15 protein-coding genes are annotated in these 11,647 nt (G+C 70.4%); 9 read left to right on the top strand and 6 right to left on the bottom strand.

From position 1 onward, the window contains the following. Positions 1 to 136: 136 nt before the first annotated feature. The 3 genes from PV363_RS11135 (at position 137) to PV363_RS11125 (ending at position 3,740) form a co-directional block, all read left to right on the top strand. Complete coding sequence (locus tag PV363_RS11135) at positions 137 to 2,149, top strand: protein meaA (protein ID WP_301022351.1); 2,013 nt, start codon at positions 137 to 139, stop codon at positions 2,147 to 2,149. A gap of 123 nt (positions 2,150 to 2,272) precedes the next feature. Beyond that, a complete protein-coding gene (locus tag PV363_RS11130; protein ID WP_220344071.1) occupies positions 2,273 to 2,797 on the top strand; it encodes a ferritin in 525 nt (174 codons plus the stop codon). Between the two features lie 16 nt (positions 2,798 to 2,813). Beyond that, positions 2,814 to 3,740: an FAD-dependent oxidoreductase gene (locus PV363_RS11125; protein WP_220365941.1), complete on the top strand. Its 927-nt coding sequence runs from the start codon at positions 2,814 to 2,816 to the stop codon at positions 3,738 to 3,740. 14 nt (positions 3,741 to 3,754) lie between these two features. Here the strand turns inward: PV363_RS11125 and PV363_RS11120 are convergent, their stop codons facing one another. Beyond that, a complete protein-coding gene (locus tag PV363_RS11120) occupies positions 3,755 to 4,324 on the bottom strand; it encodes an SLATT domain-containing protein (protein ID WP_220346502.1) in 570 nt (189 codons plus the stop codon). Positions 4,325 to 4,476: 152 nt separating this feature from the next. On the opposite strand from PV363_RS11120, the gene PV363_RS11115 reads away from it, so the two are divergent. Then, the gene (locus tag PV363_RS11115; RefSeq protein ID WP_301022350.1) at positions 4,477 to 4,998 is read left to right on the top strand and encodes a hypothetical protein; all 522 of its coding nucleotides are present in this window, start codon (positions 4,477 to 4,479) and stop codon (positions 4,996 to 4,998) included. Positions 4,999 to 5,048: 50 nt separating this feature from the next. Here PV363_RS11115 and PV363_RS11110 read toward each other — a convergent pair whose 3' ends face one another. From PV363_RS11110 to PV363_RS11100, 3 genes are read right to left on the bottom strand one after another with little or no spacing between them, the layout of a single operon-like run. After that, the gene (locus PV363_RS11110; protein ID WP_220344075.1) at positions 5,049 to 5,558 is read right to left on the bottom strand and encodes an O-acetyl-ADP-ribose deacetylase; all 510 of its coding nucleotides are present in this window, start codon (positions 5,556 to 5,558) and stop codon (positions 5,049 to 5,051) included. 56 nt (positions 5,559 to 5,614) lie between these two features. Next, positions 5,615 to 6,292 (bottom strand): endonuclease NucS, encoded by a 678-nt coding sequence (gene nucS, locus PV363_RS11105; protein WP_220344076.1) that lies wholly within the window; start codon positions 6,290 to 6,292, stop codon positions 5,615 to 5,617. A gap of 35 nt (positions 6,293 to 6,327) precedes the next feature. Further along, on the bottom strand, positions 6,328 to 6,846 hold the full coding sequence (locus PV363_RS11100; RefSeq protein WP_220344077.1) for a hypothetical protein: 519 nt from the start codon (positions 6,844 to 6,846) through the stop codon (positions 6,328 to 6,330). Positions 6,847 to 7,001: 155 nt separating this feature from the next. Here PV363_RS11100 and PV363_RS11095 point away from each other — a divergent pair, with 155 nt between their 5' ends. The 5 genes from PV363_RS11095 to PV363_RS11075 all read left to right on the top strand — a co-directional run bounded on the left by PV363_RS11095 (position 7,002) and on the right by PV363_RS11075 (position 10,046). After that, positions 7,002 to 8,783: a 3-hydroxybutyryl-CoA dehydrogenase gene (locus PV363_RS11095; protein WP_301022349.1), complete on the top strand. Its 1,782-nt coding sequence runs from the start codon at positions 7,002 to 7,004 to the stop codon at positions 8,781 to 8,783. Positions 8,784 to 8,831: 48 nt separating this feature from the next. Further along, entirely contained in the window at positions 8,832 to 9,113 is a 282-nt protein-coding gene (locus PV363_RS11090) for a hypothetical protein (protein ID WP_255559418.1), read from the top strand. Beyond that, positions 9,110 to 9,256 (top strand): SHOCT domain-containing protein, encoded by a 147-nt coding sequence (locus tag PV363_RS11085; protein WP_220365937.1) that lies wholly within the window; start codon positions 9,110 to 9,112, stop codon positions 9,254 to 9,256. The genes PV363_RS11090 and PV363_RS11085 overlap by 4 nt, the downstream gene beginning before the upstream one ends. Positions 9,257 to 9,381: 125 nt before the next feature. After that, positions 9,382 to 9,783 (top strand): hypothetical protein, encoded by a 402-nt coding sequence (locus tag PV363_RS11080; RefSeq protein ID WP_220344080.1) that lies wholly within the window; start codon positions 9,382 to 9,384, stop codon positions 9,781 to 9,783. Positions 9,784 to 9,794: 11 nt separating this feature from the next. After that, a complete protein-coding gene (locus tag PV363_RS11075; protein ID WP_220344081.1) occupies positions 9,795 to 10,046 on the top strand; it encodes a hypothetical protein in 252 nt (83 codons plus the stop codon). Here the strand turns inward: PV363_RS11075 and PV363_RS11070 are convergent. Together PV363_RS11070 and PV363_RS11065 are read right to left on the bottom strand one after the other, a co-directional pair. Then, entirely contained in the window at positions 10,003 to 11,370 is a 1,368-nt protein-coding gene (locus PV363_RS11070) for a hypothetical protein (protein ID WP_301022348.1), read from the bottom strand. The genes PV363_RS11075 and PV363_RS11070 overlap by 44 nt on opposite strands. Positions 11,371 to 11,410: 40 nt before the next feature. Further along, positions 11,411 to 11,647 (bottom strand): hypothetical protein (locus PV363_RS11065; RefSeq protein WP_301022347.1); only part of this gene is annotated, 237 nt, incomplete at its 5' end.

The raw sequence follows: 11,647 nt of genomic DNA, 5'->3' as shown, positions 1-11,647 counted from the left end.
GGGACGAAGAGATAGTCCACCACCGAGCCGCTGTTGGTCATGTCTTCAGTGTGCACCTCTTGGCGGAGGATGTGACCCACGTGACTCCGCTCACGTGGGTGTTACTCGTCGGTCACGAGGAACTAACCTAAGCCGCATGGCCGACTCGACCCACCGTGATCGCCCCTGGGTGATGCGCACGTACGCCGGACACTCCTCGGCGACGGACTCCAACGCGCTCTATCGACGCAACCTCGCCAAGGGGCAGACCGGTTTGTCGGTCGCCTTCGACCTCCCGACCCAGACGGGCTACGACCCCGACCACGAGCTGAGCCGGGGAGAGGTGGGCAAGGTCGGCGTGCCGATCCCCGACCTCGGCGAGATGCGCCGTCTCTTCGACGGAATCCCGTTGAAGACGATGAACACCTCGATGACGATCAACGCGACGGCGATGTGGCTGCTCGCGATGTATCAGGTCGTCGCCGAGGAGCAGGCGCACGACGCCGGCGAGGACCCGCAGGAGTGGGTCGGGCAGCTCGCCGGGACCACGCAGAACGACATCATCAAGGAGTACCTGTCGCGCGGGACGTACGTCTTCCCGCCGGAGGCGTCGATCCGGCTGACGACCGACATGATCGCCTACACGGTCGTCACCATGCCGAAGTGGAACCCGCTCAACATCTGCAGCTACCACCTGCAGGAGGCCGGCGCTACCCCGGTGCAGGAGCTCGCGTACGCCCTGTCGACCGCGATCGCCGTGCTGGATGCCGTCCGCGACGCCGGTCAGGTGCCACCGGAGGAGTTCGAGAAGGTCGTCGGTCGGATCTCGTTCTTCGTCAACGCCGGGGTGCGGTTCGTCGAGGAGACGTGCAAGATGCGCGCCTTCGGCCGGCTGTGGGACGAGATCACCCGCGAGCGGTACGGCGTGCAGGACCCGAAGATGCGCCGGTTCCGCTACGGCGTCCAGGTCAACTCCCTCGGGCTCACCGAGGCGCAGCCCGAGAACAACGTGCAGCGCATCGTGCTGGAGATGCTCGGGGTGAGCCTGAGCAAGGACGCCCGTGCGCGCGCGATCCAGCTCCCTGCGTGGAACGAGGCCCTCGGTCTCCCGCGCCCGTGGGACCAGCAGTGGTCGCTGCGACTCCAGCAGGTGCTCGCCTACGAGTCCGACCTCCTCGAGTACGACGACATCTTCGAGGGCAGTCATGTGATCGAGGCGAAGGTCGCCGAGCTGGTCGCTGGCGCCAAGGAGGAGATCGATCGCGTCCAGGCCATGGGCGGCGCGGTGGCGGCGGTCGAGTCGGGCTACATGAAGCAGGCGCTGGTCGCCTCGCACGCGGCGAGGCGTGCCAAGATCGAGGCCGGCGACCAGCTCGTGGTGGGGGTCAACGCCTGGAAGGAGACCGAGGAGTCGCCGCTGACGGCCGCCCTCGACGCGGCGATCCAGACCGCTGACCCGCTCGCCGAGGCGAGCGCGATCGAGCGCGTCGCCGCGTGGCGTGGCCAGCGCGACGAGTCGGAGGTCGCCGAGGCTCTCGAGCGGCTCCGTGCCGACGCCAAGACCGACGCCAACCTCATGGACGCGACGCTGGTCTGCGCGCGTGCCGGAGTGACGACGGGTGAGTGGGCCGGCGCTCTGCGGGAGGTCTTCGGTGAGTTCCGTGCACCGACCGGAGTGACGGGAGTGGTGGGCATGAGCGAGGGCGGATCCGAGCTCACGGCCGTGCGCGAGCGAGTGCGGGCGACGGGCCAGGAGCTCGGCGGACGTCTTCGCCTGCTGGTCGGCAAGCCCGGGCTCGACGGGCACTCCAACGGGGCCGAGCAGATCGCCGTGCGCGCGCGTGACGCCGGTTTCGAGGTCGTCTACCAGGGGATCCGGCTGACGCCGTCCCAGATCGTCGCCGCCGCGGTGGACGAGGACGTCGACTGCATCGGGCTCTCGATCCTCTCCGGGTCGCACATGGAGCTCGTGCCGGATGTGCTCGAGCAGCTCCGCGCGGCCGGCGTCGGTGACGTGCCGGTCGTCGTCGGCGGCATCATCCCCGAGTCGGACGCACGCCGGCTGCGCGAGGCCGGTGTGGCCGCGGTGTACACGCCGAAGGACTACGGGATGACGCAGATCATGGACGACATCGTCGACGTCATCCGGCGCGCGAACGATCTCGACTGACGCCGCCTGCACCTGCGCCTCCGAAGGCTAGCCAGTCCTTGCTGGATGCCCGCTCCCGCTCGCACTAGCGTCGGGGGTGAGGCAGACGACAGAGGGTCGGAGGCCGCAGCGAGGAGTGCAGTCATGGCATCGGAGAAGTTCGCGGCGTTGCTCAACGAGCAGGTCGGTCACGAGTTCGCGGCGCATCAGCAGTACGTGGCGATCGCCTGCTACTACGACGGGCTCACCATGCCCCGCATGGCGTCGCTGTTCTTCCAGCAGGCCGTCGAGGAGCGCGACCACGCGATGATGATGGTGCAGTACCTGCTCGACGCGGACGCCCCCGTACGCATCCCGGGCGTCGCCGATCCCACCAACGACTTCGCCGATGTCGTCGCGCCGGTGGCGCTGGCGCTGGCCCAGGAGAAGCGGGTCACCGAGCAGATCAACGAGCTGACCCGGGTGGCGCGAGACGAGAACGACTTCGCCTCGGACCAGTTCATGCAGTGGTTCATCAAGGAGCAGGTGGAGGAGAACTCCAAGATGAGCGACCTTCTCGCCGTCGTCACGCGCTCCTCTGAGGACCTCGAGGCCATCGAGCACTGGGTGGCGCGCGAGGAGAAGCCGGAGGCGGCCGATCCCACGGCCCCACCGGTCGCCGGAGCCTGACGCCGGGGGTGGGCGCGTGCGTGTGCTGGTCGTGGGAGCCGGGGTCACGGGGCTGACCTGCGCCGTGGTGGCGGCCGAGCGTGGCCACCAGGTCGACGTGCTCGCACGCGACCTGCCGCAGGAGACCACGTCCGCGATCGCCGCCGCCTGCTGGCACCCCTCTCTCGTGCACCCGGCCGACCGCGTGCTCGAGTGGTCGCGACGGACGTACGAGGTGATGGCGGCGCTCCCCGGTTCGTCAGGGGTGAGGAGACGGCGGTCGACCGAGCTCGTCGCCGATCCCGCCTCTCGCCCTTGGTGGGCCGACGCGGTCCCCTCGCTCCACACGCTCGCCGAGGTGCCGGAGGGCTTCGGCGCGGGGTGGGCGTTCGACGGTCTCGTGGCCCACATGCCGACCTATCTCGACTACCTCGTACGCCGGCTCGCCGAGAACGGTGGCACTCTGACGCGGATGGCGCTGCCCGCGCTGCCACGTGGGGCCGACGTGGTCGTGAACGCCTCCGGACTCGGGAGTCGCCTCCTCGCCGCGGACCCGACGACCGTGCCGATCCGTGGTCAAGTCGTACGCCTGGCGCCGGTGCCGGGCGTCGACGACGTGCTCCTCGCCGACGGACCCAGCGGTCTGACGTACGTCGTCCCTCGCGGCGAGGACGTCGTCGTGGGCGGCACGAGCGAGCTCGACGTGTGGGACCTCGCACCGCGCGACGCTGACACTGCCGCCATCCTCGCGCGGGCCGGCGCGGTGGTGCCGCAGCTCCAGGGTGCCCCGGTGCTGGGCGTACGGGTCGGGTTGAGGCCGGCACGGCCGAGCGTGCGTGTGGAGCGGGAGGAGCGCGATGGGGCGAGCCCGGTCGTCCACTGCTATGGCCACGGCGGCGCCGGGGTGACGCTGTCGTGGGGCTGCGCGCGGGAGGTCGTCGACCTGGCGGAGTCCGCAGGCTGATCGGCGCGTACGGATCAGCCTGCGGTGAGCTCCTTGACGGGCTCGTCGTCGATCTCGGTCTGGGGCACCCCGCCGTGCGGGGCGTCGGTGGCCGACGCCGGGACCGGGAGGTGCGCGCCCGGGCGCAACTGGTCGTCGGCGCGTCGCGTCGTGCGGTGGGACAGGCTGGGCGCGCGCTCCTCGATGCGGGTCCACTCGTGACGGATCTCGGCCAGGCGGTCGTCGGTGATCCGCTCGGAGAGGATGGCCTGCTCGAGCTGGCGTCGCAGATCGCCGTACTCGGCGGCGGCGCGCTGGTGCGCGGCGATGACGTCGGCGTCGTCGGCCACGGCGTGCAGCAGGGCGGTGGCGGCGGCGAGGGCGGCCAGCGTGCCGGCGCTGACCTGCAGCCAGGTGCGGCTCGTCCCCAGGGCGGCGGTGAACGCGGCTGCGGCGGCCAGTACGGCGACCAGCACGGTCACCAGCGCGAGGGCGCGGTGGCGTCGTCGAACCGCCTTCGCGGCAATCCGGTGGGCCTCGTGGCCGAGCCGGATGCTGCCGAGCCACTGGATGACGGTCGGCTCGTCGCCGCGGTAGGTCCACACGTCGAGCGATGCTAGCGATCCTCCCCACCAGTCGAAGGAGATTGCTGACACCCACCCTTCGGCCGGTAGCCCGAGCGTCTGCGGAGAGCGGACAAGCGTTGCGTGGGGGAAAGCATCGGCGTAAGCCTGATTACATGATTACGCAGCAGCAGGTGGATGAGATTCGTGGATGGTTCGCCGGGAGGCTTCCCGACGGCCTGTTCGAGAGGCTCGTCGGTGTGACCGTGGATCGCGAGGAGATCGTCGTCATCGGCGAGATTCCGGGCCCGGCGCTGGACGCCGGCGCCTCGGACGCGGAGCGCCGTGGGGCCGTGGAAGGCCGTGTCCGGGAGTTCAGGGAGCGTACTCGCGCCGACCGCATGGAGATCGCCCGGGAGGCTCAGCACCGTTTCGACCGGACCGTCTCGTGGGGCGTCGAGTGCGACGGCACCCGCGCGCTCTACACGCACCTCGCCTCGCCCGTGATGACGCGACTTCGCCAGCCCGAGCGGCAGGTCCTCGACACGTTGATCGCGGGCGGGGTCGCACGCAGCAGGAGCGAGGCCCTCGCCTGGTGCGTGCGTCTGGTCGAGAAGCACGCCGACACGTGGCTCGACGAGCTCCGGGAGTCGCTCGAGAACGTGCAGCGGGTACGGCAGCAAGGCCCCGACGCCGGTCCCGGCAACGACGGCTGAGCCGCGACCCAGCGCGCAGCCGCAGCCGTAGCCGTAGCCGTCTGCACGGATCAGTCGACGGCGCCGCGCAACAGCCGTTCGGGGGCGGCGCCGAAGGCGACCATCACCACGCGTTCGACCTCGGTCGTCGCCTCGCGCAGCGAGGAGACCGCGACCTCCACCGCGTCGTCGAGCGGCCAGCCGTACGCGCCGGCCGAGATGAGCGGGAAGGCGACGACTCGCGCCTCGAGCTCGTCGGCGACCGCGAGGCTTCTCGTATAGGCCGACCGCAGCAGCGGCGTACGGTCCTGCTCGCGCGACCACACCGGGCCCACCGTGTGGATCACCCACCGCGCAGGAAGCTGTCCGCCGGTCGTGGACACAGCCTCCCCGGTCGGGAGCCCGTCAGGATGCGTGGTTGCGCGAAGCTCACGGCAGGCCTGGAGGATCTCCGGCCCGCCGGCCCGGTGGATCGCGCCGTCGACGCCTCCACCCCCGAGCAGCGAGCTGTTGGCCGCGTTGACGATCGCGTCGGCGCGCACGGTCGTGATGTCGCCCTGGACGACCTCGATCCGGATCATGTCTCCTGCTTACCGGATCGAGGCTCCTGAGACACGTCCTCGAACCAGACCGGGTCCTAGAAGAGGCGGAGGGACGGGTCGTCGATCCCGCGCAGGGCGTCGTAGTCGACGACCCGGCACTCGATCCCGCGGTCGAGGGCGAGCGTGCGGGCCTGTGGCTTGATCTCCTGCGCCGCGAAGATCCCGCGGACGGGCGCGAGGCGAGGGTCGCGGTTCATCAGCTCGAGATAACGGGTGAGCTGCTCGACGCCGTCGATCTCGCCGCGCCGCTTGACCTCGACCGCGACCGACGCGCCGCCGGGGTCCCTGCACAGAAGGTCGACGGGACCGATTGCCGTCATGTACTCCCGGCGTACGAGGGACATCCCGTCACCGAGGGTGGTGGGGTGCTCGGCCAGCAGCTCTTGGAGGTGCTTCTCCACGCCGTCCTTCTGGAGACCGGGGTCGACACCGAGGTCGTGGCTGGAGTCGTGGAGCATCTCCTCGATGAGGATGCGGAGGGTGTCGTCGGACTTGGTTGCCGACACGGTCCACTCGATCGCACCGTCCTCGGTCTTACCTTCGCGCAGTGCGGCGGGCGGACTCATCCAGTTGAGGGGCTTGTAGGCCCGGTCGTCGGAGTGGATCGAGACCGAGCCGTCCGACTTCACCAGGATGAGCCGTGTGGCCATCGGGAGATGGGCGGTGAGACGCCCGGCGTAGTCGACCTGGCAGCGGGCAATGACGAGTCGCACCCGGACAACCTACAGGGGCCGGCGGAGCCTGGACGTCAGCGGACGCGGACGAGGACCGTCCCCTTGATCGTCAAGGTCTTGGCGCGCAGCCTGCCGCGCGTGGTGATGCCGTCGCCGCCCTTGAGGACGACCCGCTTGCCCTTGAGGCGCCACGTGCCGGAGCGGATGTTCTTGACTCCGGCGAAGTCGTCGACGAAGCGACCGCTCTTCTTGATCCGCAGGACCCACTGGAGATCACGGTTGCGCCAGACTCCGACCGGCCCGCGACCCGCTTTGGCCGCGGAGAGCTCGTCGGCGCTGGGAGTCGAGGGAGCGCTGGCCGTCGGCGACGGTGCTGGCGTGGTGGCCGTGGTCGGCGTGGGCGTGCTGCTGGAAGCGGTCGCGGTCGTCTCGGTGGCCGGCGGCGCGGGCGAGGTGGCGGTCGGCTCCGGCGACGCAGAGGTTTGATCGGCCGACCCGCTGGTGGTATCGCCGTCGCCACAGCCGGCGAGCGCGAGGAGAAGGGCGAGGGCGATCGCGGGGGCGCGGCGGGGAGGTTCGTCGAGGCGGCGCATCAGGCCATGCTAGGGGCAGGGACGTGCTCCGGCCCGGAACTCCACAGGCCAGGCGTGACCTGAGTCACGGCGCGGAGATGCCCATGCCTGCCAGACTCCGGATGACCGGTAGTAACCTGCCAGTAACTTACGTCCCAGAGCATCAGGAGCCTCCCGTGGCGCGCGAGATCAACACTGTCGGAGTCGTCGGCCTGGGCACCATGGGTGCCGGCATCGCGGAGGTTCTCGCCCGCAACGGCATCACCGTGCTCGGGATCGACCGGGACGAGGAAGCACTCGCGCACGGGCGCTCGACCATCGAGCACTCGACGCAACGTGCCGCCGAGCGCGGCAAGCTCGAGACGGCCGAGCGCGACGCACTCCTGGGCCGCATCTCCTACGCCACCGATCTCACGGCGCTCGCCGAGGCCGACCTCGTGGTCGAGGCGGTCGTCGAGCAGCTCGACGTCAAGATCGACGTCTTCCAGCAGCTCGACAAGATCGTGCGCGACGACGCCATCCTCGCCTCCAACACGTCCGCGCTGTCGGTGACCGAGATCGCGTCGAGCACCAAGCTCCCGAGCCGCGTCGTCGGTCTCCACTTCTTCAACCCCGCGCCGGTCCAGGACTTCGTCGAGGTCGTCCGCACCGTGGTGTCCGCCCCGGACGTCGTCGAGGACGCGGTCGCGCTCGCGCAGCGCCTGGGCAAGAGCCCGGTGACGGTCGGCGACAAGGCGGGCTTCATCGCCAACGCGCTGCTGTTCGCCTACCTCAACCACGCCGCCTCCATGTACGAGGCGCAGTACGCCACGCGCGAGGACATCGATGCGGCCATGCGCCTCGGCTGCGGCTACCCGATGGGGCCGCTCGCGCTGCTCGACCTCATCGGGCTCGACACCGCGTACGAGATCCTCGAGACGATGTACCTCCAGGACCGCAAGCGTGTCCACGCTCCCGCCCCCATCCTCAAGCAGATGGTCACGGCCGGGCTGCTCGGCCGGAAGTCGGGCCGTGGCTTCTACACCTACGCCGAGCCGTACTCCTCCGAGGTCGTCGCGGACGCCACGACGCCGTCGTCGGACGCTGCGCCGCAGCTGCGGCGCGAGATCGGCCTGGTCGGCGTCGTCGGCACCGGCACCATGGCGTCGGGGATCGTCCAGGTCTTCGCGAAGGCCGGGTACGACGTGGTCTACGTCGGCCGTACGACCGAGAAGGTCGACGGCGTCCGCGCTGCGATCGCGAAGTCGATGGACAAGGCGATCTCCCGAGGACGGGCGAGCGAGGACCAGAAGGCCGAGATCCTCGCCCGGCTCACCGGCAGCACCGAGCGGGAGGCGCTGGCCGACGTCGACATCGTCGTCGAGGCGATCGCCGAGGACCTCGACGTCAAGCTCGAGCTCTTCCGCGATCTGGACCGCATCTGCAAGCCCGGTGCGATCCTCGCCACGACCACCTCGTCGCTCCCCGTCATCGCCTGCGCGTCGGCGACCGACCGTCCGCAGGACGTCATCGGGATGCACTTCTTCAACCCCGCGCCGGTGATGAAGCTGGTCGAGGTCGTGTCCACGGTCGCGACCGCCGACGACGTCACCGAGACGGTCACCGCGCTCTGTGCGAACGTCGGCAAGCACGCCGTCTCGTGCGGCGACCGTGCGGGCTTCATCGTCAACGCGCTGCTCTTCCCGTACCTCAACGATGCGGTCAAGATGCTCGAGGCGCACTACGCGACCGCCGACGACATCGACGTCGCGATGAAGCTCGGCTGCCGCCTGCCGATGGGACCGTTCGAGCTGCTCGACGTGGTCGGCAACGACGTGTCGCTGGCGATCGAGCAGACGCTCTTCCGGGAGTTCCGCGAGCCGGCCTGGGCGCCGGCGCCGCTGCTCGAGCACCTCGTGACGGCCGGATACCTGGGTCGCAAGACGGGACGCGGGTTCCGCGAGTACGCCCGCCGCTGACCCGTACGGGTCGGCCGTCCCCGTGCGGCCGGCCCGTACCCTGGGCTCATGTCGCGCCGCCGCCGTACGCCTCGTGGTCCTCGCGGTGCAGCCCCGCCTCTGAACGGAGGCAACCAGCGTGTCGAGGAGCGTACGGACGGTGACTGGGTGGTCCGGTCCATCACGGGCTCGTCGTCGACCAAGACCTACGTGTGCCCCGGTTGCTCGCAGCAGATCCGGCCCGCCACGCCGCACGTGGTCGTCTGGCCGCTCGAGCCGGGTCTGTTGAGCGCGTCGGGCATCGAGGAGCGGCGTCACTGGCACACGCCCTGCTGGCAGCGCCGCCGTTGACCGGTGGCAGGCCCAGCGCGCCCGCCGAGTCGGGCGGCACCGACGCGGTGAGCCAGCTCGAGCGCCTCGCCGCCCTGCAGCAGCAGGGCCTGCTGACGCCTGAGGAGTTCGCGGCGCAGAAGGCCAGGATCCTCAACGGCTGAACGCTCGAACCTCCCGGTGCCGGGCCGGGAGCGAATCACCCCACGGGAGTGATGCTGTCCCGCCGGTGCGCCGACAGGCTGAGGTCATGCGGCGGGGTGGCCGCCGCCTCACGAAGGAGACACGGATGTCCACCCGCAACGCGGCAAGCAACCCATGGGCCCAGGGCATCACGATCTTCGCGGCGTCGATGCTCGCGATCGTCGGTTTCGTCCAAATTTTTCAGGGCATCGCTGCCATCGCCAAGGACGACGTGCTCGTCCGGACCCAGGACTACGTCTACGCGTTCAACACGACCACGTGGGGCTGGATCCACCTGGTGCTCGGCGTGCTGCTGATCGTGATCGCGTTCGCGATCATGTCGGGCAACGCCTTCGCGCGCGGCGCCGGTATCGGCATCGCGATCCTCTCGATCATCGCCAACTTCCTGTGGCTGCCCTACTACCCGATCTGGGCCGTCGTGATCATCGCTTTCGACGTCGTGGTGATCTGGGCACTCACGGCCTACTCAGCAGACTTCGAGAGCTGACGGAGCCCGCCATGACGAGCGCCTCGCCCAGTCGCCCCACCTCCTTCGAGATCGTGGTGCGGGGACATCTGAGCGAGGCGCTCGTCGCTGTGCTGGCGGCCCTGCGGCTGCGCGTCGAGACCGAGGGGCCGGTGTCGCTCCGCGGCACGTTCCGCGACCGGGCCGAGCTGATGGGGGCGCTCCAGGCGCTGGAAGAGCTGGGCGTCGAGCTCCTCGAGGTCAGCCCGTCGGTGGAGACGGCGGGGGAGGCGGACGCGAGCTGACAGGGTCGGTGACTACAGGGGCAGCGGTGCGGGGTCCGGCCACCACCTCGACGACGACGATCCCGAGGACGGCAAGAACGACGATGAGCAGCGCGCTTCCGCCGGTCGGGTGGTCGAGCATGACGTACCAGAGGACCGCGATGCCGACCACGGCGCCGCGGACGCCGTTGCGGTAGGTGGCGACGAACGTCGAGACCGGGCCGCGCCGGATCCCGCTGCGCTCGCGCAGGCGGGCGGCGAGCCCGGCAGCGCCGGTCCGGATCGCTGCCCCAGGGCCGGCACGCGCGAGCAGGAACGCCGTGACCGCGACCGCGAGGGCGACGACGAGGACCGCCCGCAACGCGGTGCGGATGAAGCCGATGAGCTGGTCGTAGACCACCGCAGCCGCCTCGGCGGGTAGGACGTCGTCCGGGACAGCGTCGAGGTAGAGCGGACGCACGAGGTTGAGCACGAGGCCGAGCAGGACCATCGAGACGGCGACCGCGAGTGCCGCCGCGAGCAGCGCGCGCCGTCGGTCGCGCGCGACGAGGACCGCGGTGGCCAGCAGGACGAGGCCGAGGACGGGGAGCACACGTGCGGACGTCTCCAGCCAGCTGAACCACGTCTGGGCCTGGCCGATGTCGTCGGACGCGAAGAGGACGAAGGTCGCGTCGACCTCCGGGATGCGCTCGGCAAGGGCGAACCCGCGGTCGACGAGGAGCTGTTTCGCCGTCTCGACGATCGACCCGATGTTCACGCTGACCTCACCATCCTGGATCGCGATCCGGTCCGTGCCCTTCCCGGTGAGGACGGCGACGGCGCTTTCGTGCGCCGTGCGGTTGGCGGTGACCCACGCCTCCTCGAAGGCGTCCGACTGGACCACACGCTCGACCGTGTCGCGGACGAACTGCTCGACGGCGTTGGACAACGGGACGGCGAGCGCCGGAAGGAGCGGAGCGGCGCGCGGCGGGATGAAGCTCTGCTGGGAGAGCGCCGAGAGCGCGTCGGAGGTCACGTCCTCGATCCTGAGATTAGTGACGATCACCGTGGTCACGGCGTCGGCGATCGCCCCCTGGATCGCCGGTTCGGCGGCGAGCGGGGCGACGGTCTCGACGTAGCGGTCGCTGTCCCCGATCTCGTCGTGCGCCCAGGTGGCGACCACCGACAGGGGAGCGGTGAGAGCACCGAGGACGACCAGCACGGTCACCAGCGGGGTGCGCCACCAGCCGGCGCGTCCGTGGTCGGCCTCACGCTCGTCGGTGCCGGGCGGCGACGCGCTCAGGCGCGCGCGGAGCTCGTCGACCTCGGCGCGCAGGCGCGCCACCTCCTCGTCCGGCGCACTCATGACGGGCTCCCCCACCCCGGCGGAGTGAGATCGCGGTCGGTCACGGGAGCTGTCGGACGGAGACCAGCGCGAGGCCGAGGTCGTCGAGGGCGAAGAGCAGAGCGTTGAGCTCGGCCAGGTCGGAAAAGTCGCCCCGCAGCACCAGGTGGTCGCCGCGCGGCGCGATCTCGAGCCCGCGACGCACGAGCTCCGCCGCGACCCTCTCAGACGCCGCCCCACCTTCGACGACCACCTCGTACGACGACGCGAAACCGTCCCGGGCCATGGCCTCAGTGTG

Source organism: Mumia sp., from assembly GCF_028803055.1.
Taxonomy (GTDB): domain Bacteria; phylum Actinomycetota; class Actinomycetes; order Propionibacteriales; family Nocardioidaceae; genus Mumia.
This window is presented reverse-complemented; position numbering and strand designations above follow the sequence as displayed.

What these genes read in the sequence shown, in the direction of transcription:
- PV363_RS11110 (WP_220344075.1), bottom strand. Translation starts at nt 5,558, where the DNA reads ATGATCCGGATCGAGGTCGTCCAGGGCGACATCACGACCGTGCGCGCC.
- PV363_RS11135 (WP_301022351.1), top strand. Translation starts at nt 137, where the DNA reads ATGGCCGACTCGACCCACCGTGATCGCCCCTGGGTGATGCGCACGTAC.
- PV363_RS11130 (WP_220344071.1), top strand. Translation starts at nt 2,273, where the DNA reads ATGGCATCGGAGAAGTTCGCGGCGTTGCTCAACGAGCAGGTCGGTCAC.
- PV363_RS11080 (WP_220344080.1), top strand. Translation starts at nt 9,382, where the DNA reads ATGTCCACCCGCAACGCGGCAAGCAACCCATGGGCCCAGGGCATCACG.
- PV363_RS11070 (WP_301022348.1), bottom strand. Translation starts at nt 11,370, where the DNA reads ATGAGTGCGCCGGACGAGGAGGTGGCGCGCCTGCGCGCCGAGGTCGAC.
- PV363_RS11075 (WP_220344081.1), top strand. Translation starts at nt 9,795, where the DNA reads ATGACGAGCGCCTCGCCCAGTCGCCCCACCTCCTTCGAGATCGTGGTG.
- PV363_RS11100 (WP_220344077.1), bottom strand. Translation starts at nt 6,846, where the DNA reads ATGCGCCGCCTCGACGAACCTCCCCGCCGCGCCCCCGCGATCGCCCTC.
- PV363_RS11090 (WP_255559418.1), top strand. Translation starts at nt 8,832, where the DNA reads ATGTCGCGCCGCCGCCGTACGCCTCGTGGTCCTCGCGGTGCAGCCCCG.